At 57.5% G+C, this 25,094-nt stretch carries 20 protein-coding genes; 7 read left to right on the forward strand and 13 right to left on the reverse strand.

Annotation, left to right across the window (positions count from 1 at the left end):
* Positions 1-3,333, forward strand: a 3,333-nt coding sequence (locus JSY17_RS16820; protein WP_277424930.1) for an RHS repeat-associated core domain-containing protein, incomplete at its 5' end; no start/stop codon positions are given.
* A 73-nt stretch (positions 3,334-3,406) separates the two neighbouring features.
* Here JSY17_RS16820 and JSY17_RS16825 read toward each other — a convergent pair.
* From JSY17_RS16825 to JSY17_RS16835, 3 genes are all read right to left on the reverse strand, one after another.
* Positions 3,407-4,855: an Ig-like domain-containing protein gene (locus JSY17_RS16825; protein ID WP_201012145.1), complete on the reverse strand. Its 1,449-nt coding sequence runs from the start codon at positions 4,853-4,855 to the stop codon at positions 3,407-3,409.
* Between the two features lie 80 nt (positions 4,856-4,935).
* Entirely contained in the window at positions 4,936-6,939 is a 2,004-nt protein-coding gene (locus JSY17_RS16830; RefSeq protein WP_206402492.1) for a hypothetical protein, read from the reverse strand.
* Positions 6,940-7,170: 231 nt separating this feature from the next.
* A complete protein-coding gene (locus JSY17_RS16835) occupies positions 7,171-9,423 on the reverse strand; it encodes an autotransporter outer membrane beta-barrel domain-containing protein (protein ID WP_206402493.1) in 2,253 nt (750 codons plus the stop codon).
* A gap of 509 nt (positions 9,424-9,932) precedes the next feature.
* On the opposite strand from JSY17_RS16835, the gene pabB reads away from it, so the two are divergent.
* On the forward strand, positions 9,933-11,285 hold the full coding sequence (gene pabB, locus JSY17_RS16840) for an aminodeoxychorismate synthase component I (RefSeq protein ID WP_117184391.1): 1,353 nt from the start codon (positions 9,933-9,935) through the stop codon (positions 11,283-11,285).
* An 89-nt stretch (positions 11,286-11,374) separates the two neighbouring features.
* Here pabB and thrH read toward each other — a convergent pair whose 3' ends face one another.
* Positions 11,375-11,992, reverse strand: coding sequence for a bifunctional phosphoserine phosphatase/homoserine phosphotransferase ThrH (thrH, locus tag JSY17_RS16845; RefSeq protein ID WP_122371144.1), 618 nt, complete (start codon positions 11,990-11,992; stop codon positions 11,375-11,377).
* Between the two features lie 171 nt (positions 11,993-12,163).
* Between thrH and JSY17_RS16850 the strand changes: the two genes are divergently transcribed.
* Positions 12,164-12,898 carry a phosphoadenylyl-sulfate reductase gene (locus tag JSY17_RS16850; protein WP_117184389.1) on the forward strand — a complete coding sequence of 245 codons (735 nt, stop codon included), beginning with the start codon at positions 12,164-12,166 and terminating at the stop codon, positions 12,896-12,898.
* A gap of 68 nt (positions 12,899-12,966) precedes the next feature.
* Here JSY17_RS16850 and cysB read toward each other — a convergent pair whose 3' ends face one another.
* From cysB to JSY17_RS16870, 4 genes are all read right to left on the reverse strand, one after another.
* Positions 12,967-13,941, reverse strand: coding sequence for an HTH-type transcriptional regulator CysB (gene cysB / locus JSY17_RS16855; RefSeq protein ID WP_117164309.1), 975 nt, complete (start codon positions 13,939-13,941; stop codon positions 12,967-12,969).
* A 145-nt stretch (positions 13,942-14,086) separates the two neighbouring features.
* The gene (locus tag JSY17_RS16860; RefSeq protein WP_117186806.1) at positions 14,087-14,587 is read right to left on the reverse strand and encodes a universal stress protein; all 501 of its coding nucleotides are present in this window, start codon (positions 14,585-14,587) and stop codon (positions 14,087-14,089) included.
* A 91-nt stretch (positions 14,588-14,678) separates the two neighbouring features.
* Positions 14,679-15,584 carry a 5'-nucleotidase gene (locus JSY17_RS16865; RefSeq protein ID WP_117164307.1) on the reverse strand — a complete coding sequence of 302 codons (906 nt, stop codon included), beginning with the start codon at positions 15,582-15,584 and terminating at the stop codon, positions 14,679-14,681.
* 14 nt (positions 15,585-15,598) lie between these two features.
* On the reverse strand, positions 15,599-16,558 hold the full coding sequence (locus JSY17_RS16870; protein WP_200997707.1) for a putative 2-dehydropantoate 2-reductase: 960 nt from the start codon (positions 16,556-16,558) through the stop codon (positions 15,599-15,601).
* A gap of 269 nt (positions 16,559-16,827) precedes the next feature.
* Here JSY17_RS16870 and JSY17_RS16875 point away from each other — a divergent pair, with 269 nt between their 5' ends.
* Positions 16,828-17,904: a 3-deoxy-7-phosphoheptulonate synthase gene (locus tag JSY17_RS16875; protein ID WP_117164306.1), complete on the forward strand. Its 1,077-nt coding sequence runs from the start codon at positions 16,828-16,830 to the stop codon at positions 17,902-17,904.
* Between the two features lie 65 nt (positions 17,905-17,969).
* Here JSY17_RS16875 and JSY17_RS16880 read toward each other — a convergent pair whose 3' ends face one another.
* Entirely contained in the window at positions 17,970-18,251 is a 282-nt protein-coding gene (locus tag JSY17_RS16880) for a GNAT family N-acetyltransferase (protein WP_200997667.1), read from the reverse strand.
* Between the two features lie 613 nt (positions 18,252-18,864).
* Between JSY17_RS16880 and oprI the strand changes: the two genes are divergently transcribed.
* Positions 18,865-19,116, forward strand: a complete 252-nt coding sequence (gene oprI, locus JSY17_RS16885; RefSeq protein ID WP_002553018.1) for an outer membrane lipoprotei OprI — start codon at positions 18,865-18,867, stop codon at positions 19,114-19,116.
* 120 nt (positions 19,117-19,236) lie between these two features.
* Here the strand turns inward: oprI and JSY17_RS16890 are convergent, their stop codons facing one another.
* The 3 genes from JSY17_RS16890 to JSY17_RS16900 all read right to left on the reverse strand — a co-directional run bounded on the left by JSY17_RS16890 (position 19,237) and on the right by JSY17_RS16900 (position 21,241).
* On the reverse strand, positions 19,237-20,202 hold the full coding sequence (locus JSY17_RS16890) for a L,D-transpeptidase family protein (RefSeq protein WP_117164304.1): 966 nt from the start codon (positions 20,200-20,202) through the stop codon (positions 19,237-19,239).
* 95 nt (positions 20,203-20,297) lie between these two features.
* Entirely contained in the window at positions 20,298-20,579 is a 282-nt protein-coding gene (locus tag JSY17_RS16895) for a hypothetical protein (RefSeq protein ID WP_117164303.1), read from the reverse strand.
* Positions 20,580-20,635: 56 nt separating this feature from the next.
* The gene (locus JSY17_RS16900; RefSeq protein ID WP_117164302.1) at positions 20,636-21,241 is read right to left on the reverse strand and encodes an arylesterase; all 606 of its coding nucleotides are present in this window, start codon (positions 21,239-21,241) and stop codon (positions 20,636-20,638) included.
* Positions 21,242-21,251: 10 nt separating this feature from the next.
* Here JSY17_RS16900 and JSY17_RS16905 point away from each other — a divergent pair, with 10 nt between their 5' ends.
* Together JSY17_RS16905 and JSY17_RS16910 are read left to right on the forward strand one after the other, a co-directional pair.
* The gene (locus JSY17_RS16905) at positions 21,252-21,935 is read left to right on the forward strand and encodes an ABC transporter ATP-binding protein (RefSeq protein ID WP_117186808.1); all 684 of its coding nucleotides are present in this window, start codon (positions 21,252-21,254) and stop codon (positions 21,933-21,935) included.
* Positions 21,935-24,442, forward strand: a complete 2,508-nt coding sequence (locus JSY17_RS16910; RefSeq protein WP_206402494.1) for an ABC transporter permease — start codon at positions 21,935-21,937, stop codon at positions 24,440-24,442. The genes JSY17_RS16905 and JSY17_RS16910 overlap by 1 nt, the downstream gene beginning before the upstream one ends.
* A 77-nt stretch (positions 24,443-24,519) precedes the next feature.
* On the opposite strand, the gene greB is transcribed toward JSY17_RS16910, so the two are convergent.
* Positions 24,520-24,993: a transcription elongation factor GreB gene (gene greB / locus JSY17_RS16915; RefSeq protein ID WP_117184385.1), complete on the reverse strand. Its 474-nt coding sequence runs from the start codon at positions 24,991-24,993 to the stop codon at positions 24,520-24,522.
* Between the last annotated feature and the right edge of the window lie 101 nt (positions 24,994-25,094).

The following is a 25,094-nucleotide window of genomic DNA, read 5'->3' on the forward strand; positions in this document are numbered from 1 at the left end:
ACCCTCAATGGTTGCACCACCGTTCTCGACTACACCTACCAGAGAACCCGTAACGCCCGTGCCGGGGAAACCGTGCAACACACCACCATCAGCCTGAGCACCGACTTCGACAACGTACGCAAGACCCACACCCTGCAACACTCGCTGCTCAACGGCCAGCCGCTGCTCAACCGTGAAGACAACGACCTGGAAATAGCCTATCGCTACGACGCGCTGGGGCGGGTGATCGAGGAAATCGCTGCGCCCGACACACCCTACGAGGCCTCACGCCAGTACCGTTATGTACTCAGCGCGGTGGACGGACAACAGGCCGAGCAAGAAGAGACCAATGCAAAAGGAGGAAAGACCCGCACTCTGCTCGACGGGGCCAACCGGGTTATAGAGGTATTACGTCAGGGAGCCGACGAAAACAACCCCACTGACTACTTCCAGATCTATCGCGCTGCTTATGATCGTCGCGGGCTTTTGGTTCAGGACACTGAAACCGATTGGCTGTCGATAGACAGCGGACTTCGATTGCGCGAGCTGGCCCTGACCCGGACCTATCAATACGATGACTGGGGAGAACAATGCCTGGCTACCGGTCCCGACGGCGTCTCGCTGGTGACTGAAAGCGATCCGGTACGGCAGATCGTGCGTCGCTGGGTGCAGAGCAACGATACACCACCATTGATCGCCAGCCTGAGCGAAACCCGAGCCAACCGGTTCGGCAAACCCGAGTGGAACAGGGCACTGGATGCCAGTGGTAATGTCTTGAGCCAGACCGATTATGTCTATGACGGACTGGGGCGCTGTATTCAGGAACTCGATGCGTTCGGCCACAGCACCAGCCTGCGCTACGATGCCTGGTCACGGCTCATCGACACCACCCTTCCCGACCTGACGGTGGTGGAAAGGGAATATGCTCCCCACAGCCATGAGACCTTGCCGACAAGCCTGCGCGTCAAGGCTGCCCAGGCATCGCAAGCGATCCTGTTGGGTGAGCAACGCTTCGATGGCCTGGATCGCGCCATACAGATCAAGGTCGGTCCCCGTATCACCCGTCTCAACTACAAGGGAGCACAGACACAGGTCGATGAATGCATCACCCCCGGCAATCAAGCCATCCAATTTCAATACACACCAGGCTTGAGCGATCAACCGGTGCGCACCATCACTGCGGATGAACAAGCCGATTTCACCTATGACTTCAAGACCTCCGTCCTGACGACCTCCCAGAACGCTCACAGTCGTACTGAATTCGAGTACAACCGTAACGGGCAACTGACCCTGGAGCGGCGCGTGGAAGACGGCGTGAGCCGGGAAACGCATCATGTGAGTTCCTTCGGCGGACGGGCATTGAGCCGCCAGGAGCCCGGCGGGCTGACATCCGCCTATGAGTACGACGCACAAGGTCGTCTCGAATCCATCAGCCAGGGGGTTCTGAAAGCCAGTTTCATCTGGTCCGGACTGGGTCAGTTGCAAAGCACCCTCACGACCGATGCCAGCAGTGGCAACAGGCTGGAAACCCGCTTGCAATACAACGATCAGGGGCAGGAAACCGAACGAACCCTTGAGCTGACCGGGCACGATACCCGCACCCTGACCCAGGCATGGCGCAAGGACGGCAGACTGATTGCACGCCACTTGAAAACACCCACCCGCTCCCTGCTCGATGAAACATTCGATTACGACGAACGCGGTCGCCTGACTCTGCATGCCTGCCGCGGCGAGACACTGCCGCATGACCGTTACGGTCATGGCATGAGCGAACAACGCTTCGATTTCGATGCGCTGGACAACATCACGTGCGTGAACAGCACCTTCAGCGATGGCAGTACCGACCAGGCCCTGTTCGGCTTTGCGCCGGATGACCCGACACAGTTGGTGAGCATCACCCACACCCACCCGGACTATCCTGCCAGCATCACCCTGGACTACGACGACAATGGCAACCTGTTGCATGACGAAAACGCTCAGCAACTGATGTACGACACCCAGAGCCGCCTGCTTGGCGTCACCGCAACAGATGGCAGCGAAACGGCGCACTACCGTTATGATTCACACAATCATCTGGTGGGTGTCCGGCACGGTGGCGAAGCTGAAACGCTACGCTTCTATCAGGACGAACGATTGAGCACCCGTATTCAGGGCAGCGAAACGACCAGCTACCTGTACGGTGGCAACCAACCACTGGGCCAGCAGTCCCCGGACGATGACAAGCAAACCCTGCTGTTCATGACCGACGCCAAACAAAGCCTGATCGGCGAAAGCCACCAGGCCGAGCTGCGCACGGCGGTATACAACGCCTACGGGGAGCGCAGCAGTGAGGATGGCCTGAACAGTCTGTTGGGCTTCAATGGCGAAGTCCGCGATGAAGCCAGCGGCTGGTACCTGCTGGGGCGAGGCTACCGCGCTTACAATCCGACCCTGATGCGCTTCCACAGCCCAGACAGCCTCAGCCCGTTCGGGGCAGGCGGACTCAACCCGTATGTCTATTGCCTCGGCGACCCGATCGGCCTGACCGACCCTACCGGCCATATCTCTCACTCTCTGTTCATGGGGCTCAATATTGCGGGTATGGTGCTGGGGATCATCGGGACCGTGGCAACCGGCGGTCTGGCAGCACCCGCCCTGACCCTGCAGTTCGGCCTGAACGCAATTGCCCAGACGGCCGGGGTGGCAGCAGTGGTAACGGGGGGAGTCGGGACCTTTACACCCGACCGACAGGCCAAGAAAGTGTTGGGTATAACGAGCGCGGTACTGGGTGTGGTATCGCTGGTGTTCGGGCTTGCATCAGTTGCGGCGGGGACTTCAAGGTGGTTTCCCAAGGCAGCGGGCAGCGGACTTGATGACTTGTCAGAGGCGATTCCCCTCAATCCTTCTGTCAATTCTGCGCAACCTGCCAGAGCGGCCCCTCAAATAATCACTGATCATACCTTCGATAAAAGACTTTACAGGCATGTAGAAGACATCAGCCCCGATAACATCCCTGCTACAACCACAGTATCCTCCCGAATACCTCCCACACCTCCCCCCAAACCTTCCAAGGTCAACTTTATACCTCCACAACCTTCGCCACCTCCATCGCCATCAGTACCACTCAGGACATCAACGAACGAAGCAGCAATGCCCTTGACTTCACCGACCAAAATAAAAATTGTTCCCCAATCGACACCCGATGTATCGAGGCTTAATGCCAAACAGGATAACTTTGAATTCCTCGAAATGATTGAGAAGGCGGGAGGAAAGACAACAAATAACGCCAAAACCTTGATACCCGCAGAGGGTGTAGTAGCGCATATAAAACCTTCTGTAAAAGAGGCAGCAGCAAAAATAAAAACATCCAAGTAAACCAGACCCTCGGCATCACATCATTAAACAATCTGAAATGCCCCGACCTGAAGGTCGGGGCGACTTTGCAAACTCAAGACACCAACGTCAACTCCAGCCGCCTGAACTTCAGATACGACAACCCGCCATCGAAACTCACCCCGATATATACCCAGAACACGATATTGAGTTTCAATCGTTCCAGGAACGAACGAACCAGCACGGCATCGACCTGCGTATTCACTTCCGTTGGTGTAACCTCTCGATCCGTGAACAGGTCGAAGTACAGATCGCCCCCCGTATTCTTGTCCACGCCTTCGGCCCACATGTGCATCTTTTGCCCGGCCTTGATGAACACCCATGGAATGATGAAAAGGTCAGCACCATTGGGCACCGAGGAGAGACTAAGGGTTTCCGGGGTTCCGCTGGCCTGCGAACACTGCAACTTGGGAAACCGTGCATCGGGAATCGGCAGAATGCTCAGCAGATAAGCCTCGGAAGTCATGACCTTGCCACTCTGCTGCGTCACGGTGTAATACACCTCGACCTCCCGACCCGCCCCTATATTGCCGGGTATTGCACTGGCCGGTATCTCATACTCAAGGCCACCGGCCTGGATAGGCGTAGTGGTTTCATGGCTGGCCTCGGGAACGATCCCGCTCCAGTAGACCCTGATCAGGTCGCCAGGCTGCAGATCGATTTCGGACGGAATCACTACCACCGCCCCACCCGTGACCAACAGCGGATCCAGCGTTCCCTTGCCACCACCGGCGGGCAACGACTTCTTGACCGAAGGTGCCAGCAACGGAATCGGCTGGGCATCCACTGTCAGCGTCGCCGCACGTGACAATACACTGAGATTTCCGGCCCGGTCCTGAACTTCATAGGTCGCATACCGCTGCCCATCGCCACCGGCAACAATCACATCGCCATCGATTGCGATATCCAGGCTCATATCAACCTGACTCAGCGTCTTTTCACCGGCCAGCAGAGAACCAATCGGATTCTGCTCCCAATACCAACTGATCGTATCGCCGGGCCGCTGAGGGGAATAACCCGGAACAGTGGCCGGAAGTGTATTGTTGTGGTCCTCCAGATAACGGGCCGTGACCCTGTTACCGATCAGATCGGGAGGAAAGATCAGAGGATCCTTACTACCGGCAAGTGTGGCAGGAGTCCTGTCGACGGTAAGGGTGATGGGGTCGGACTCGTTAGTGTTGCCTGTCGAAAGCGTGACCCTGTAAAACAACAGGTGCGTACCTTCGGTCAGTTCAGCCAGCGGAATCTCTGCAAACAGAATGTCCGGATCGGTAATGGGCGTCGTGAATATCTTTTCGGCAGTATCCCGACCATCCCAGTTCAATATGACTCTCTCGTTGAGACCCGGTGTCAGGTCGCTTCCTCCCCACAAGGGAAACATCACTTTCAGGTCTCTCTGCAATGCCGTCACGGGCAGAAGACCGATTTCTCCGCCCGGGATATCCGGCAAGGCCTCTGGCACTGTCGGTGGCCCCAAATTCGCCAAAAAGTCCGTCGCATCCATATCGCGTTCTCCCTGTGACCTGCCAGGTATCTGATCGACCAGGCCCCTTGCACACAAGTACACAAGGCCGGTCTCAGACTTCATGGTGTTGGTTTTGGCGGCGGAACTACGCACGTCAGGTTTTCACCGGGGATGACAACCGACACATACTGCTTGGCCGGCATTGGATTGGCCGGGACAGGCGTCCCTCCACCCGCAGGTGTCACGGTATAAGTAACGTCTGCATATCCCGTTCCGATCGGCAGGATATGGTCGGCGTAGGGTTCCACCAGGAATATGAAACCATTGGCTGCCTCTTCCTGTGTCAAGGGCGGATGAGTATGAGTGAACCGGGTCGCAGGAATCTCTGTGGTCTCGTCGAACTCATAACCCTGCCATACCGCTATCACCTCATCTCCGGCCTTGAGGTCTGTATCGCCGGGAACATTCACCCTGAAACCAAACTTGGCATTCGGATCGTCATAGTCTTCCGAGTACAGGGAGATGCATGAAAGTGCCGTATTACCCAAATCATCCGTAAACACATCGGGGAAACTGACAGGCTCGTAACTGACCCTCAGGACATCTACATTGACGTAGGTATCCCTGGAGAACTGGGGGTTGTTACCGTCATCGCTGTTGATGCTGTAGAACATCGGCAATGCCGGATTATTGCCCTCGGCTTCGATGGCTGCCCAAGGGATAGTGAAAGTGATAATGTCTCCCGGCTTTTCATTGACCACCGTGAAACTGGCTACCGGTGTATCCGGATTTGCCCAATACAGGTTCAACACCTCGGTCGGCAGTGCGGGATCATACAGCGCAACGGTAGCAGGAATGTCATTGCCATCGTCACTTGGTGTGAGGTGATCCTGCCCGCCATCGGCACCGGTCAGATGCACTTGCTCAAGTCGCGGGTTGACGGGGTCGGGCTCATCGGGATTTCCGGGGCCAATGGTTGAAAAGTCGACCTGGACATCCACGCTCAAGGGTATATCCGGGAATAACAACGTTCCCCGACCGACTTGATAACTGGCCGTTACAGGCTTCTCGCCCGGCCCCAGATATTCCCCCTTCAGGGCTCCCCAGGGCACATCGACTTCGACATCGCGAGGCACTGATCCGGGAGCGACAGGGATCATAGGGGTTGCCCCCCACTTCACGTGAATAAACGTACCTGCCGGATGATCGAATGCGGGAACAAGTACCTTGACCCCCAGATGAGCATCGGCCAGATCCACCAATGGCCCCAATGGAACCAAGGGATCCTTGAAGTTGCCGGGCAGAGCTCCCAGTTGCACATCCACTTGAACAGGTCGGGAAATGGAACTCACATTTCCGGCCTTGTCCACGAGCCAGTACACCGCATAGGTAAGACCATTGGCCTTGGCTTCAATGAAGGATTTCGGGATCGGAATTTTCAGGTCTGCCGGAACCGGCGCCGGGCCAAAGGCAGGGCTGGGAGCATTAGGGTTATCGGGCATCGTAGGCCCCCAATACACCACAATCGTGTCCTCAGCAGCCTTGTCCGGGTAATCGGGCAGCGTACAGACGAACTCGGTCACACCACCGGCAAACGTATCGTCAGTGATAACATCTGCCGGCACCTCCAGTGCGGCAGGAAATGCAAGCAAAGGGTCGGTATTATAATAGGGTGCCGTCCTGTCAATCGTGATAGTTATAGGTTCCGAGTCATTGACAGTTCCGTCGCTGGTAAAGACGTTGTACTCGATCCTGAATACACCCTCATGAGGAATACTTACCTGAGGAATGTCTTTCTCCAGCGGAAAGTCAGACTCGAGCAGCGGACCGAGAAATCGTTGCTTATGCTCATAAACGATTTGATCATTACTATCAATGAGGCTTAACGTGACATCGACATAAGCCCTAATATCAATATGCCAATAAGGAATTTTCACATCCAGATCCGCTGCCAACACCGAGACAGGAAGCAACCCTTGCGGCAAGCCTGGCATAATATCCTTGACCAGCGCAGGCTTGACCTTGTCAGACTGAGAGATTTGGCCTCCCCTCTTCCAGGCCCGTGAGCGCATGTACTCACGGCGCTTCTGCAGCCCCTCCTTGATTCTATCGGAATTCGACATCTCATTCTCCTTGAGATTAATAAATGACCTACATCGATGAAACGAGCGGGACCCTGCATTCAAACTATCGAGCCTCTATTTGAACGTGCCCACCTCGTACACCATTAAACGCCTCCCCCGAATCACTGGATACTGTCAGAACTGCCAGTGCCTGCTGCATCAATAAAAACTCCGGCGATTATTCAAATGCAAAAAGGGAGGCTCTCGCCTCCCTCCTCTTTCAAACAATAACTACCAGTTATAACGCACGCCTATATTGGCACCCCACGGCTGCTCAAGCTGTTTGCCATTGCTGTAATCGAAATCGGCATGCAGTTGCAGACGTTCCGACATCGAAACGGCAATACCGGCTCCCAACTCCCCCCTCGCTCCGGAAAGATCATTATTGAACCTGTTGCCATTGATCTTTACAGCATTGTCCCGGGAAAACTCATGCGCGTAGGCGGCACGAATATAAGGTTGTGCAATCCTGCCCTCGCCCAGATCAAAATCACGGCCTGCAGTGGCGCCCAGCTTGCCGAGCAACGAGCGGGTATCATCGGCGTCAGCCTGCATGCGATTGTCCAGTTCATACCCCTTGCCTTGAACCATCACGCCTGCCAGTTGCGCATAAGGCTCGACGAAATAGCCATCCTTGAGCTTGATATGCCTGCCGAACTCGGCAGAGGCCCCCACCCCACTGTTGTCGTAACGACCTTTCGACCTGGAGCCATCGCTCATGCTGACATCGGCTTCATTGCGAAAACGGTTGAACTTGAGAACACCGTCAAAGTAGTAGCCGCTTTCCTGATCGAGCCAGGTTGTATAAGCGCCCACATAATAGCTGCTGACCTGACCGGTGGTGCCGCGATCAAGGCTCAGGTCCGATTTGCTGTACCCGCCCAGCAGACCGACAAGCCACTGTCCGTCTCCCCACGGCAATGGAGCATCGGCACCAAATGAAAGACCTTTTTGCGTCTGTTGGTAACCCACGCCAGCTGCCGCCTTGGCGTCGAACTTGTTGCCATAGGCACGGACCCAGCCACCTGGTTCTCCCCCCTTGAAGCGCAACTCACCCATGCGGCTGCGCAAGGTAGACAACTCGCCCTGCCAGACAGTGGGAGCGGTATTGAACAATGCCAGTACCGCACTGGTACCGGAGCTGACCTTGCCTGTATTGACCAGATACCAGTCGTTGCCGCCCTGCTGGCTGAGTTCATAGGTGTAGGTCCCCATGTCTACCGGCCCGTTGAGTAACGAGAACTGCGCATCACCACTGGCGGTGTGCACCACATGCAGGGAAGAGTCGGCAACAGGATCGGCACCGGTCGCCCCCACCAACAAGGAATGACTGCCGGTCGCAGTACCGGTCACCTCGAGAAAGTCGACTTTTCCCTGGGAGAAATCGGCATCCATGATAAAGGTGCCATTACCTGACAGGTCGCCTACCGACAATCTGTAGAAGGCATCCGGCTCTCCCATCCTGATGAGACCGCCATCCATTGCCAGACTGCTGACTGTGGAGTCTTCAACCATCACCCACTTCGCCGCACTCTTGATCGTCAGGCTGTCGAGGTTTTCAAGACGGCCCGTCAGGACGGAATTATTGGAGAGTGCAACATTTGCAGTACTGCCTGCTTCAGCGATCACGTCTCCGGTGAGGGTACTCCGATCCAGGCTCAAATCCAGTTTGCCACTGTTACCGACCTGAACATTCCCCTGAAGAGCGCTGCCTGTAACTTCCATGTTGGCCGTCGAGCCATCGACTTCGAGTATGTTTCCGTTCCCCCCTACCAGGCTTGAGCCATTTTTTACAATGATGGTCGTCAGGTCGGTATCACCGAAGGGAGGAGAAACAACGATTGCGGCACCGGTCTGTCCGATGACCTGACTGTTGTCGAGTTCGATCAGAGGGTTGCCAGGCCCTGCATTACTTCCGCTCTGGGTAACGCTGATACCGTTCACAGTGCCGGAAATAACCGAACCGTCGGCTTTCAAATTACCGTTGAACATGTGGACACCGATACCATTGGTGCCCGTACCACTGACCTGGCTCCCTGAAAGCGTCACATTGCTGCCTGCGAGCGTTTCAAGGCCTATGTCTTTTCCAGTCAGGGTACTGCCTGTCATCGTGAGATCGGCACGGGCCATTCGCAGACCGATATCCGCACCGCCGATACTGCTGCCGATGAAGTTTGCCTTGCCTTCTACCAGGGTGACCGCGATGCCCGAAAGATTGGCGCCATTGACCTGCGTACCGGTGAAATTCAAAGTTCCATCAATGACATCTATATAACCGGTTTTTGCATTATTGGCATTAAGAGTGCCTCCCGACCTGACAACCCAGTCAGTGTCGACATACATTTCATCTATATTCTTTTCTACACCGACGACAGACTCTGGTATCGCTGAAGCATGATGGCTAATTAAAAGCAATGGGGTAGCCCACAGCATACGCAGGGCACGACTTAACGGCGCCTCCTGCAACTTCTTATGACAAGGCATGACTTATTCCTTCGTATTATAAAAGCGACAACGACACTGCGTACGTCATCAACGGCGCCGAAGAATAACAATACAAAACCTATAATCATGTAGGACCTTTCCCATATGAAGGTAGCCACATTCCCACGAACACAACAGCAACAAACGATGAAAGACCAATCAATTCACAATAAAAAACCACAGCCTTATTTTCTTTTCGAAATATTCTTCAAAAAGTAATTATTTCCTTGGAACACCTTCAGATCCGTAATAACCGGACACTTTCATTCATTGTAAAGTTGCCTTTACAGTCATAAGCGCCTCTCCATCCAGCATCGTTATTCAGAACATGCATTGCAGAGCACTCAAGAACATGGGGGCCAGGCTTTGTACGAAATGCTTTCGAGCGAAGATGAGCCGCTTTTTAACGCAGCATGGCCGAGCGCAGGCACTTTTCGTACAAAACCTAGGAGATACTGGCACCTGAGCCTTACAATCGCCCACCCGACACCGCCGACCGAACGTTGCAAATGCCGACCTGCACCCTCTATCCCCTGCTCTATTCATCTGACCCCGCCGAATACTTCAAACGGGTTCGACACGCACCGGGCGCCGTACTGCTGGACAGTGGTCGTCCTGCGGCGGATCGCGGCAGGTTTGACCTGCTCAGCGCATGGCCGCTGGAGCATCTGGTGATCGAAGCGGATGAATGCGGCACGGCGTTCCTGCAGCGGTTGCGCGACAGCCTCGAACGCCTGGGCCTTGCGCAGTTACCCGCCGAAAGCGAGCTGCCTTTCGCCGGCGGGCTGATCGGCTATCTCGCTTATGACTTCGGTCGCCGCCTTGAGCCTCTGCCAGAGCGCGCCATCGATGATCTGCAACTGCCAGATGCTCGCCTGGGCCTGTATGCCTGGGCGGTGGTCAGCGATCATCAGGCAGGCACCACACAACTGGTTTGCCACCCTTCCCTACCGGAAGCGGAACGGCAGCGTTTACTGGAGCTGTTCCAGCGCCCGGACGAAGCGACTGCAGGCGAATTTCGCCTGAACGGCCCGTTCCAGGCCGACCTGAGCGCACTGGACTACCGCACGGCGCTCGACCGCATCCGGGATTACATCCAGGCAGGCGACTGCTATCAGGTCAATTTTGCCCAGCGTTTCCAGACCCGCTGCGAAGGCGATTCATGGGCGGCCTACTGCGCTCTGCGCGAGGCTTGTCCAACGCCATTTTCCGGTTTCCAGTCCTTGCCCGACGGCGATGCGATTCTGAGCCTGTCACCGGAACGCTTCGTCAAAGTCAGCCATCGCGAGGTGGAAACCCGCCCGATCAAAGGCACACGTCCACGGGGTCGCGATGCCATGGAAGACGAGGCTTATGCGCAGGAGCTGCTTGCCAGCATCAAGGACCGCGCCGAAAACCTGATGATCGTCGATTTGTTGCGCAACGATCTGGGCCGCAGTTGCACCATCGGCTCGGTAAGAGTCCCGGAGCTGTTCAGCCTGGAAAGCTATCCGAATGTGCATCATCTGGTCAGCAGCGTGACCGGCGAGCTGGCGGCAGACAAGGATGCACTGGACCTGATCGCTGGCAGTTTCCCCGGCGGCTCGATCACCGGCGCACCGAAAATCCGCGCCATGCAGATCATCGACGAACTGGAGCCCACGCGCCGTGGCCTGTACTGCGGCTCGCTGATGTATATGGACGTGCGCGGTGAAATGGACAGCTCTATCGCCATCCGCAGTCTGTTGGTGAAAGACGGCAGAATTTCATGCTGGGGCGGTGGCGGAATCGTCGCTGACTCCGACTGCGAGTCGGAGTATCAGGAGTCGTTTACCAAGGTGCGAGTGTTGCTCAGGACACTGGAAAGCTTTGTTCGCGAATGAATTGGCTCTGTTGCAAGGCCTTTTCGCCAGCAAGCTGCCTCCTGCAGGTTCTGTTTGTACCTTGACTGATCGGCATTATTCACGAATGTCTATAACGACAAATCCCGGTTCGAGGCCTTGATGAATTCCTTTTTCAGGTCCTCGAAGCTATGCACCGCCGGAAACTGCGGGAATTCGCGGATGACGTTATCCGGGGCATGGAACAGGATGCCCGCATCGGCCTCCCCCAGCATGGTGGTGTCATTATAGGAATCGCCAGCGGCGATGACCCGGTAGTACAGGCTCTTGAAAGCCAGTACCGACTGACGCTTGGGATCTTTCTGGCGCAATTGATAGCCGACGACGCGATCCGTCTCATCGGTGATCAACCGATGGCACAGCAACGTCGGGAAGCCCAGTTGGCGCATCAACGGCTGGGAGAACTCGTAGAAGGTGTCCGACAGAATCACCACCTGGAAACGCTCGCGCAGCCAGTCGACGAATTCGACCGCCCCGTCCAGTGGCTTGAGCGTGCCGATCACTTCCTGAATATCCGCCAGTTTCAGGCCATGTTCATCGAGAATACGCAGGCGCTGCTTCATCAAGACGTCATAGTCGGGGATATCCCGGGTGGTCGCACGCAGCGATTCGATACCGGTTTTCTCGGCAAAGGCAATCCAGATTTCCGGGACCAGCACACCTTCGAGGTCGAGACAGGCAATTTCCACAGAACACTCCTCAGCAGGATTTCGAGATCAGGCGAAGCGGCACTCTAGGGTCTGTGACCGTTTCGGCGCAAGCCGCGCAGATGTCGGACAGGCCACGCAGCGATGGTTTTTGTTACCATTGCCGCCATCACGAGCGCTTAAGCGCCACTCTTGTACCTAGGAAGCCGCCTGATGAGCCAACCCTTCGACGTCGCTGAACTGGCCGCGACGTATGCCAACAAGTCTGCCCAGGACATTCTGAAACTGGCCTTCGCGCATTTCGGTGACGAGCTGTGGATTTCCTTCAGCGGTGCCGAAGATGTGGTACTGGTGGACATGGCCTGGAAGCTGAACAAGAACGTCAAGGTGTTCAGCCTGGATACCGGCCGCCTGCATCCCGAAACATATCGCTTCATCGAACAGGTCCGCGAGCATTATGGCATCGCCATTGAACTGATCTCTCCCGATCAGCAGAAGCTTGAGCCCTTCGTCAAGGAAAAGGGTCTGTTCAGCTTCTACAAGGACGGTCACGGCGAGTGCTGCGGCGTGCGCAAGATCGAGCCCCTGCGCCGCAAGCTGTCAGGCGTCAAGGCCTGGGCCACCGGCCAGCGTCGCGATCAAAGCCCTGGCACGCGTAGTGCGGTAGCCGTCCTGGAAGTGGACAGCGCCTTCTCGACACCCGAGCGCACGCTGTACAAGTTCAATCCTCTGGCACAGATGAGCAGCGAAGAAATCTGGGGCTATATCCGTATGCTTGAACTGCCTTACAACAGCCTGCACGAACGCGGCTTCATCAGCATTGGCTGCGAACCCTGCACCCGCCCGGTATTACCGAACCAGCACGAACGCGAAGGTCGCTGGTGGTGGGAGGAAGCAACGCAGAAAGAATGCGGGCTGCATGCCGGGAATCTGATCACCAAGGGTTGATGACCATTTTTCGCGGATGAATCCGCTCCCACAACAGGAGCGAATTCATTCGCGAAAGTGTGAACCCGTCAATGCACGGGCAGTTCAACACCTTCGAACAGCTCTTCAAGCTCCTGCTTGTTATGGCACTGAATCGCCTTGGCCATCACTTCGCGAGTCAGATGCGGAGCGAACTTCTCGATAAAGTCGCACATGAAGCCACGCAGGAACGTCCCACGACGGAAAGCAATCTTGGTGATGCTGGACTCGAACAGATCGCTGGCATCGAGGATGACCAGGTCGCTGTCCAGTTCTTCATCCACTGCCATCCTGGCAACGATGCCGACCCCCAGATTCAGACGCACGTAGGTCTTGATCACGTCCGCATCCGCAGCCGTGAAGACAACCTTCGGCACCAGACCCCGATGGCTGAACGCTTCATCAAGCTTGGAGCGTCCGGTGAACCCGAATACATAAGTCACGATCGGGTATTCGGCCAGCAGTTCCAGAGTCAGCTTGGGTGCCTTGGTCAGGGGATGGCCCTGCGGCACCACCACACAGCGGTTCCAGCGATAGCACGGCATCATGACCAGATCACCGAACTGCTCGAGTGCTTCGGTGGCGATGGCGAAGTCAACGGTCCCGTCGGCCGCCATTTCCCCGATCTGCACCGGTGACCCCTGATGCATGTGCAATGCAACATCCGGGTATTGCCTGATGAAATTACTGATGACAGGCGGCAAGGCATAGCGCGCCTGGGTATGGGTGGTTGCAATCGACAAGGTGCCCTTTTTCTCGTTGGAGAACTCCTGGGCGATTTGCTTGATACTTTCGACCTTGCGCAGGATCTCACCGGCGGTGGTGATAATGCGCTCACCTGCTGGTGTCACTCGCGTCAGGTGCTTGCCGCTGCGGGCAAAAACTTCGACCCCCAGCTCGTCTTCAAGCAAGCGGATCTGCTTGCTGATGCCGGGCTGCGAGGTGTAAAGGCTCTGTGCCGTCGCGGAAACGTTGAGGTCGTGGTGCGCCACTTCCCAAATGTAGCGCAATTGTTGAAGCTTCATATGTATCCCTCAAAGCAGATAAACCCTAGGGGTATCAGCGACGGTATATAACTGGATTAATGGTCTGATGAAGAACGCTAGAACTTTTTATCACCTTTGAGAGGTAATCGCACGCTCGATTTCACTTAAACCTTCATTTACACCCTCACCCCTGCCCCCGTCCTCTGTTCTGCATCATGGGCACCATGTAAACCGGTACATCGGAAAGCTGTAAAACCCTGGCGGCCGTACGACCTATCGGCGCGCCTTCTTTCGCCATATGGCTATGACTACCTAACACCACCAAATCCACTGCCAGTTCGCGTGTCTGTTCAAGGATCACATTGCAAGGTTCACCCTGGACAACCCTCACTGCGCGGATGAAAGACAGGTCTTTATGACCCTCACCCAGTTCTTCACGAAACCCGTCGAGCATCCGTTGCTCTATTCCATCCATGAATTTACTCACGCCCTGGCCGTGAAGGTCCTTCAACTCATCTTCTCCCAGGTAACTCTGCAGCACCGACTCGGCGAACAGCCCCATGGGTTCGACAACATGGATGACATAAAGACCGGCATTGAAAGTTCGAGCCATCGCCAGAGCATGCTGCACTACATAGGGCGCATACAGACCGAGATCTGTGGCATACAGGATCGAACGAATCATATGACCTCCCAAACAACCGGAATGGCGGAGATTGATTCAGCTTAGCAGCGCACCAGGGATTACGAAGGCCGCTTATTGCGCCATTGCGCTTTCAGAGCTTGATTTCATTGGTAATACCGTGGGGGACATGGCCGGTAGCCACGACCTCACGAGCCTTTTCGCAATGCCCGGGCTGATCATCGAAGAACACATCCGCTGCAAATGCCTCAAGAAAGGCCGACTTCTGCAAACCGCCCAGAAACAGCGATTCATCAAGACGAATATCCCATTCGCGCAAGGTGCGAATCACCCGCTCGTGGGCCGGAGCGGAACGAGCGGTGACCAGAGCGGTGCGGATCGGACAGCTTTCCTCGGGAAACTCCCGCTGCAACAGGTTGAGGGCTGCCAGAAACGGCTTGAAAGGTCCGCCGCGCAGAGGCTCCCGGGCCGACTCGCGCTCACTGGCCTGAAAGGCAGCCAGCCCGCCAGTCTGGTAGATGCGCTCGGACTCGTCGGAAAACAGCACCGCATCACCGTCGAAGGCAATCCGCAACTCGGCACTGGCCGCCCGTCGTGCGCCACCCGAGAGGATGGTCGCTGCCGCAAATCCGGCATCCAGTGCGCTGCGCACGTCTTCGGCGTGGGTGGAAAGAAACAGATGGCAGCCAAACGCCGCCAGATAAGGATAAGGACTGCGCCCGCCGACAAATGCAGCACGGGTGATGTCCAGCCCGTAATGCTGGATGGAGTTGAAAACCCGCAGACCGGTGTCGGCGCTGTTGCGCGAAACCAGGATGACTTCGACTCGCGACTTGCTGAGGCTGGCATTGAGGCTCAGCAGCTTTTCCACCAGCAGATAGGCGTCGCCCGGCTCCAGAACCTCGTCTTCATGGTCGATCTGATACTGACGATAGGCTTCAACCCCATCCGCCATATACACCGCATGGCTTTCGCGCAGATCGAACAGTGCCCGCGACGAAATCGCCAGCACCAGTTTTTGCTCATCACGCTCTGCCATGATCCTCTCCTCGCTTAGCCGCTCTTGCGCCGTTCGACAAACGCCAGGGCCTGATAAAGCACCCGGACCCGCGCCATGTCATAACCCGCAGCCAGGGCTGCGGCCAGTGGCCGGGCATAGATGGCCTCCAGCTCCAGCGGACGCCCTTCGACGAAGTCGTGGTGCATGCTGGGCTTGTAATCCGGCATCTTGCCGGTCAGCTCGAACAGTTGATGAGCATACCCTTCAGGCAGGATATAGCCACACGCCTCTGCCCCCTGCACCACTTCGTCCATCAACCCCTTGATCAGCTCACGACTGCAAGGGTCGACCATCAGCGGCGTGGTGCTGGTCTGTAACAGCGCAGACAACCCGTTATAGGGCACATTCCACACCAGTTTCTGCCAGCGCGCCTGCTGCAGGTCGGGCATGGCATGGGATTCGATGCCCGCCACCTGGAACAGGGCCGAACAGTGTTCGACGGCAGCCTGGCGACTTTCCTGATCCTCTGCCGGGCCGCTGTGATAACCGATACTCACGGCACCGAAGGCCTGATGGGCCACAACGCCGGGCTCGACACGGTGCACGCAAATAAAACACAAACCGCCAAGAAGATGCAGATTATCCGGCAACAGAAGCCGCAACTGATCTTCGACGCCCAGGCCATTCTGCAATAGCAGGACTTTTGCCCCGGGAGCGGCAGCCCGAGCAATGACAGGTGCCAGCCCGGCATTGCCGGTGCTTTTGGTCCCCACCAGCAAAACGTCGCAAGGCGGCATATCGGCAACGGAACAGTAGGCCTGGACCGGGTTGAGCCTCAGGTTGCCATGCACGGCACTGTTCACCTGCAGGCCATTGCTGACCACGGCATTGAATTCGCTGCGCAACAGGAAATGCACGTCAAAACCGGCACGCGCCAGCATCAGGCCATAAAAACCGCCAATGGCACCGGTGCCGATAATTCCAATCCTGGGCTTGCGAGTATCACGAGTCATCATCTTCCCTCTCAAGATCGTCTGCCTCATGGCATTTGCGATTGTCCGATGCATGCAGTCAGGTTGCAAACCCGCCGGGAAACCGGGCGGCTATCCTTGCTTCAAGTACTGCATTTATTACAGTCCGGGCGGCTCAAAGCCAGCTTTACCCATTGTCGAGCGACGGGGTAACGCGCTAAGGTTCCGCTCCCCGATACGCTCAACCATGCTGGACCCCGCCTCAAGCAACACTGCTGGCGGCCAGCACCCGTGACCTGATGAGTAACACGATGGCTGATTTACCGATTGACGACCTCAACGTTGCGTCCAACGAGACTCTGATCACGCCGGATCAACTCAAGCGCGATATCCCTCTTACCGGCACGGCCTTGCAAACCGTAAGCAAGGGCCGCGAAGTGATCCGCAACATTCTCGACGGCAAGGATCATCGCCTGTTCATCGTGATCGGGCCATGCTCGATCCACGACCTGAAGGCAGCCAAGGAATACGCCGAACGCCTCAAGACCCTGGCAGCCGAACTGTCGGATACCCTGTATCTGGTCATGCGTGTGTATTTCGAGAAGCCACGCACCACGGTCGGCTGGAAAGGCCTGATCAACGATCCGTACCTGGATGACTCCTTCAAGATCCAGGATGGCCTGCATATCGGTCGTCAGTTGCTGCTGGACCTGGCAGAAATGGGCCTGCCGACCGCTACCGAAGCGCTGGACCCGATCTCTCCGCAATACTTGCAGGATCTGATCAGTTGGTCGGCCATCGGCGCACGCACCACCGAATCCCAGACCCACCGCGAAATGGCTTCGGGCCTGTCGTCGGCCGTGGGTTTCAAGAACGGCACCGATGGCGGCCTGACCGTTGCCATCAACGCCCTGCAATCGGTTTCCAGCCCGCACCGCTTCCTGGGTATCAACCAGGAAGGTGGCGTGTCCATCGTGACCACCAAGGGCAATGCCTACGGCCACGTGGTACTGCGCGGTGGCAACGGCAAGCCGAACTATGACTCGGTGAGCGTCGCCCTGTGCGAACAGGCTTTGAACAAGGCGAAGATTCGCCCCAATATCATGGTCGACTGCAGCCACGCCAACTCCAACAAGGACCCGGCCCTGCAGCCACTGGTCATGGAGAACGTCGCCAACCAGATCCTGGAAGGCAACGAGTCCATCATCGGCCTGATGGTGGAAAGCCACCTGAACTGGGGTTGTCAGGCAATTCCCAAAGACCTGTCGGAACTGCAATACGGCGTATCGATCACCGATGCCTGTATCGACTGGGAAAGCACCGAAAAGACCTTGCGCAGCATGCATGCCAAACTCAAGGACGTGTTGCCCAAACGCAACCGTGGTTGATGGTCGTACCGCAATGAAAAACGCCGGGCATATGCCCGGCGTTTTTCATGATGCGTCATACGCTCTCAGAGCTTGGCAGCCTGGCGATGATGACGCTCCATATAGCGCTCCACATAGGAGCAGGATGGAATCACGGTATATCCCATGCTATCGGCATAATTGAGCGCCTGCTCGGTCAGGGCTGCCGCAATCCCCCTGCCACGAAGCTCGTCCGGGACGAAGGTCCGGTAGAAATCCAGGGTCTGCTTTCCCAGATCCATATAGGTCAGGTAGGCACGATGGCCTTCAATATTGACTTCAAATTGATGACCGGTCTTGTCATGGTGGATGGACAGCGCCTCGCTCATCATTACTCCTCGCGGGTCTTGGAATTGGACCCCTACCATACCGATGTTTTTCCGGCGAAGGAATATCTACGCCACCCGCGTGCCTGTCTGGACACAGAGAAGAGCATCGCGATCTTCAACAAACAGCACCTTTAGATAGTAGGCGTCCTTATAGAAGATGCTCAAGCATATCGATCATAAAAAGCATGTTCGAGCCACTATTTACAGGCCTGGTTGAACCAGCCTTGCCGGATGCTGTCGATTGAGACGTCCATGGACATTGAAAGTCACCGCAGTCCTTTTAGATAACCTTCCCGCTCAGGAGCAAGGCGCTACATTGGACATGAAATGGCCGATATGAAGCCGCAGCGCCCGGATTTCGGGCCATGGCGGTACGTGTCTTCTCGGGCCGGGCGGTCGTCAGACGCACTGTCACAAGATGACACGGCAAAGTGGATAGTTTTTATACAGTTTGCATGAGAAGTAGTGCGGAACACTTTCAAAGCCAAGAATTTTATCCCTTCTTGCGCTTCGTCAGTTTACTTACTACAAACAATGGGTACTATGTACGCCGGTCATTTTCTCACTCTCGAGAGATGACTAACTTAAAGAAAAGTCCTTGAAGGGGAACACGATGAACAACGTTCTGAAATTCTCTGCTCTGGCTCTGGCCGCAGTTCTGGCCACCGGTTGCAGCAGCGTCTCCAAAGAAACCGAAGCTCGTCTGACTGCTACCGAAGACGCAGCAGCTCGTTCGCAAGCACGTGCCGACGAAGCCTATCGCAAGGCTGACGAAGCTCTGGCTGCTGCTCAGAAAGCTCAGCAAACTGCTGACGAAGCCAACGAGCGCGCTCTGCGCATGCTGGACAAAGCTAGCCGCAAGTAATAATCCCCCGGGATTGTTGAAAAGGCCGACCCGTTCACACGGGCCGGCCTTTTTTGTTGCCTGCGATCCAGTGTGCAGGCACTGGTCAGCCCGCTCAGGCTGACCATGACTCAGGACAGCTTACTGAAAGATCACGGGGGCTTCGGCAGCAGCAGGCGCAGTGCCCGGAACCGCGATTTCCACCGGGATGCCATCCTCGGCAGCCACCACATCACGCACCAGATCCCAGTTCATGCGCAGGTTGTTGGCCAGATCCTCGCGCTTGAGCAAGGCATTGATGACGCCAGTATGCTTGTCGACCACCGACGGATTGCCCTGATCGTCCAGCGGGGTATGAGCTTCCAGATACACCTTGCCGCCACTGATGCCGAACTTGTAGGGCTCGCTGATGATGCGCACCGTCGTGCCCACCGGCGCCATGTCGGCCAGCTCCAGCACGTTGTTGTTGTACATGCGGAAGCAGCCATGGCTGGTGCGCATGCCGATGCCGAACTTCTTGTTCGAGCCATGGATCAGGTAGCCCGACATGCCCAGTCCGAACTTGAACGGCCCCAGCGGGTTATCGGGACCGGCCGGAACGACGCTGGGCAGGATGTCGCCATCAGCCGCGTGCTCGGCACGGATCGACGCGGGCGGAGTCCAGGTAGGGTTCGGGGTCTTGGCAATCACCTTGGTCACGCCAATCGGCGACCCCCAGCCTTCGCGCCCCACACCCAGCGGATAGGTGTGCACCACATTCTGGCCCTTGGGGTAGTAGTACATCCGGTATTCGGCCAGGTTGATGACGATACCTTCACGCGGACCCGGCGGCAGAATGAAGCGGGTCGGCAACACGATATCGGTGCCCGCCCCCGGCAACCATGGGTCGACACCCGGGTTGGCGGCAATCATCTCCAGATAGCCCAGATCGTACTTGGTCCCGATATCGGCAAAGGTATCTTCGTAGCGGGCCTTGATGACCTGAACCTGCCCGATGATGTCCTCGCCAGGCGCAGGCAATGGAAACTCCAGTGCATTGACAGAGCCGGCCGCAAAAAGAGCGGCAAGCGACAGACAGCGGGTAACGGCTGGAATGCGCGACAACATCCGGGAAGATCCTTCGGCTAAACGGCAAATTAGGAAAGTGATGAAGTGTACACCGGCGCTTACAGAACCGGGAGACAGGCTCTGAACAGAGACAGCTAGAGTTCAGGCCAGATCGGGTGCATACCACGCCGCTGAGCGTCGAGAATGGCCTTGCACAGCGGACACAGCCGCTCATCGGTCAAGGCCTGCTGCTCGACCCCGGACCAGCGCGGCTGCGCCGGGAGCAAGGTGCCGCACAAGGTACGATCGATGGAGCCACCCAGTTCCAGTTGCCGCGCGATCAGATGCACCCTGACTTCCTGGCACGCGAACAGATCGAGCTGTTCATCGGGCTCGATCATTTGATAGGCATATAGGGACCAGGCGGGACGCGGCATGGGGGGCTCCAGATAGGGGGCGCCACATTAGCCGAAAGCCACCGCCCAGAAAAGCCTCAAAGCAGCGGTTTCAGGCTTGGCCAGACATTTTCCAGCAACTTGCCCTGAGCGCTCGCGGCCGGGTGCAGACCATCGGCCTGCATCAGGCCCGGAACTCCCGCCACGCCCTCTAGAAAAAAGGGCATCAGGGGGACTTTCTTCTCTTCGGCAAGGGTGCTGTAAACGTCCTCGAATGCCTTGGTGTAGCGCGGGCCATAGTTGGGTGGAATCCGCATACCCAATAAAAGCACCTTGGCACCCGCTTCGCGAGAGCGATCTATCATCGATGCAAGATTTTGTTGCAATTGAGCTGGCTGTTGCCCGCGCAGCCCGTCATTGCCGCCCAGCTCTAGAATAACCAGCTCGGGCTTATGCTCTGCAAGCAGCGTGGGCAGCCGCGCCAGGCCCCCGGCGCTGGTGTCGCCGCTGATGGACGCATTGACGACTTTATCGGTGTATCCCTCGCTGCGCATGCGCTGCTCGAGCAGGCTGACCCAGCCGACACGGGTATCCATGCCGAAAGCCGCGCTGATACTATCTCCAACGATCAATACCGTGCCCGCCACTGCCCCTTGTGACAGCAGCAATAACCCCAGGCCAGCACTTAAAAACCACGCACGCATCGGATTCTCCATGAGTGAAAGTATTCTCAGTGCCCAAAGCCTCAGCAAAGTGGTCCCCAGCACCGAAGGTGACCTGACTATCCTGCACGAACTCTCTCTGGAACTGAACAAGGGAGATACGCTGGCCATCGTGGGCTCCTCGGGCTCCGGCAAATCCACCCTGCTGGGTCTGCTGGCCGGTCTGGACCTGCCGAGCGCAGGTGCCGTGACCCTTTCGGGACGCAACCTGAGCGAGCTGGATGAAGACCAGCGTGCCAGGGTTCGTGCCGAACACGTCGGCTTTGTCTTCCAGTCGTTCCAGTTGCTCGACAGCCTCAATGCCCTGGAAAACGTCATGCTGCCCATGGAACTGGAAGGCCGCAAGGACGCCCGGGAAAAGGCGCGCAGCCTGCTGGAGCGTGTCGGACTGGGCAAGCGCCTGACCCATACCCCGCGCCAGCTGTCCGGTGGCGAACAGCAACGGGTGGCGATTGCCCGCGCCTTCGCCGCCGACCCGGATGTGCTGTTCGCCGACGAACCCACCGGCAATCTGGACAGCCACACCGGCGAGCGCATCAGCGATCTGTTGTTCGAGTTGAACAAGGAGCGCAATACGACGCTGGTACTGGTCACCCATGACGAGCGTCTGGCCCATCGCTGCCGACGCCTGATCCGTCTTGAAGGTGGGCGACTGGTCGCCCCTCTGGAGCCTTGATGGCACGCCTGCCCTTTCTGCGCCTGCTCAGCCTTGCCGCCCGCCAACTGCTGCGCGATGCCCGCGCCGGCGAATTGCGGGTATTGTTCTTCGCGCTGGTGGTCGCTGTCGCCGCCAGTACTGCCATCGGCTACTTCGGTGCGCGTCTCAACGGCGCCATGATGCTGCGGGCTACCGAGTTTCTCGGTGCCGACCTGATCCTCGAAGGCTCGAGCCCTGCCCGCCCCGAACAGATCGAAGCTGGCGAAAAGCTCAAGCTCGACCATGCGCGCATCGTGCTGTTTTCCAGCGTGATCGCCACCGACAGCGGCATTCAGCTTTCCAGCATCAAGGCCGTGGATGATGCCTATCCGCTGCGCGGCGACCTGAAAAGCGCCCCCGACCTCTATCAGCCCGAACAGATCGGTAATGGCCCCGAGCCCGGCGAAGCCTGGGTCGAGGCACGTCTGCTGCCGGCCGTGAACCTGAAGGTCGGCGACAGCATCGATGTCGGCTCCAGAACCCTGAAGCTGACCCGCATCCTCACCTACGAGCCTGATCGTGCCGGCAACTTCTACAGCCTGACACCCCGCGTGATGATCAACCTGCAGGACCTTGCCGCAACCGGCGTCGTGCAACCGGGCAGCCGGGTCGAGTACCGGGAAATGTGGAGCGGCCCTCCCGAAGTGCTGGCCGCCTATCGCAAGGCCATCGAACCGGGCCTCGAACCTCATCAGGAAATCAAGGACGCCCGGGACGGCAGCCAGCAGATCGGCGGCGCACTGGGCAAGGCCGAGCGTTACCTGAACATGGCCAGTCTGGTGGCGGTGCTGCTGGCCGGTGTCGCCGTTGCCCTCTCGGCATCGCGCTTCGCCGCACGGCGCTTCGACTCCAGTGCGCTGCTGCGCTGCCTGGGTCTGTCCCGCAGCGAAACCATGACCCTGTTCAGCCTGCAACTGGCAATCATTGGCCTGATGGCCAGCTTGAGCGGTGCCCTGCTGGGCTGGCTGGCACAGTTGGGGCTGTTTGCCCTGCTGCAAAACCTGTTGCCAACAACCGTCCCCGCTGGAGGCTTGCTGCCCGCTCTCGCCGGGATCGGCACCGGTCTGGTTGCTCTGGCCGGTTTTGCCCTGCCGCCACTGGCCGCCCTGGGCCGCGTACCGCCATTGCGTGTCTTGCGACGTGACATGCTGCCGATTCCGGCCAGCTCCTGGCTGGTCTACGGCGCTGCATTGCTGGCGCTGGGCCTGATCATGTGGCGTCTGAGCCTGGATCTGGTACTGACCTTCGCCCTGCTGGGCGGCGGCATCGTTGCTGCACTGGTACTGGGCAGCCTGTTGCTGCTGGCTCTCAAGAGCCTGCGCCGACTGCTGTCCGGTGCATCCCTGCCATGGCGCCTGGGCCTGGGCCAACTGCTGCGCTATCCATTGGCGGCTGCCGGTCAATCACTGGCGTTCGGGCTGATTCTGCTGTCCATGGGCCTTATCGCTCTGCTGCGCGGCGAACTGCTCGATACCTGGCAGAACCAGTTACCCAAGGATGCACCGAACTATTTCGTGCTCAACGTGCTGCCATCGGAGAAAGAAAACTTCGCCCAGACCCTGAGTCGCCTGTCGACCCACTCCGCCCCGCTATACCCTGTGGTGCCGGGTCGTCTGGTGAATATCAACGGCAAACCGGTCGGCAATTTCGTGACCAAGGATTCACGGGGCGAAAATGCGACCCGCCGCGACCTGAGCCTGACCTGGGCGGCCGATCTGCCCGAAGGCAACAGGCTGACGGCCGGCAACTGGTGGGCACCGACTAGCGCTGCTGACGCCAAGCCTGGAGTCTCGGTGGAAGCCAAACTGGCAGACAGCCTGGGGATCAAGCTGGGGGATACCCTGAGCTTCATCGTCGGCGGCCTGACTCGCGAAGTGGTGGTCACCAGCCTGCGGGACGTGAACTGGGATACTTTCCAGCCCAACTTCTTCATGATCTTCCAGCCCGGCACCCTGGCGGATCTTCCGACCACTTACCTGACCAGCTTCTATCTGCCGCCCGGCCAGGACAAGCAGATCGTCGAGCTGTCCCGCGCCTTCCCGGCCATCAGCATCCTGGGCGTGGAAGCTCTGCTGGCACAGGTGCGCAGCATCCTGGACCAAGTGACCCTGGCGGTGCAGTTCGTGCTGCTGTTCGTGCTGGCGGCGGGTATTGCCGTACTGTTCTCGGGTTTGCAGGCCACTCTGGACGAACGTATCCGCCAGGGTGCCCTGTTGCGTGCACTGGGTGCCGAACGCACGCTGCTGATCAAGTCGCGCCGCATCGAGTTCGGTCTGCTGGGTGCGGCCAGCGGCCTGCTGGCTGCGCTGGGTTGCGAGCTGGTCAGTCTGGTCCTGTACCGCTATGCCTTCGATCTGGCCTGGCAACCGCATCCCTGGCTGTTGCTGCTGCCACTGATTGGTGCGCTGCTGGTGGGCGGTGCCGGTGTGTTCGGCACAAGACGCGCCTTGAATGCCAGCCCGCTGGCGGTGTTGCGCGAGGGTTGATTCACATGCGGGAGGCAGCTTGCTGGCGACTGTCGCGGGCAAGCCCTCTCCCACATCAATTGATTCATCAGCAAATATCACTGGCCATAAGTAATCTCATTGATCCACCACAGCACCTCTCCCCCAGGTGTCTGCACCACGGCCTCATCGCCTACTTCCTTTTTCAGCAACGCACGAGCCATGGGTGAGTCGATGGAGATGTAATCGTTGCGACCGTAGATCTCGTCATACCCCACGATACGGAATTTCTTGAGCTCACCCGCCTCGTTTTCGATCTCCACCCAGGCCCCGAAAAAGACTTTGCCTTCCTGCTCGGGGGAATAGGCAACGACTCGCACATCCTCCAACCGCTTGCGAAGGTAGCGAACCCTGCGGTCGATCTCGCGAAGCAGTTTCTTGTTGTACTGATAGTCGGCATTTTCACTACGGTCTCCCAGCGATGCCGCCCAGGTGACCTTGCGGGTGGTATCGGGACGCTTTTCCCGCCACAGGTAATCCAGCTCCTTTTTCAGAGCCTCATGACCTTCAGTTGTAATGATGTTTGTAGGCAAAAGAGGATTCTCACTAGCGAATGTCGGCAGTGGGGTCGAAAAAACAGGGGGATGATAGTAGAAGTTGGGAGCTGCAAGCTGCAAGCTGCAAGCTGCAAGCA

It is taken from the genome of Pseudomonas capsici (genome assembly GCF_017165765.1).
GTDB lineage: Bacteria > Pseudomonadota > Gammaproteobacteria > Pseudomonadales > Pseudomonadaceae > Aquipseudomonas > Aquipseudomonas capsici.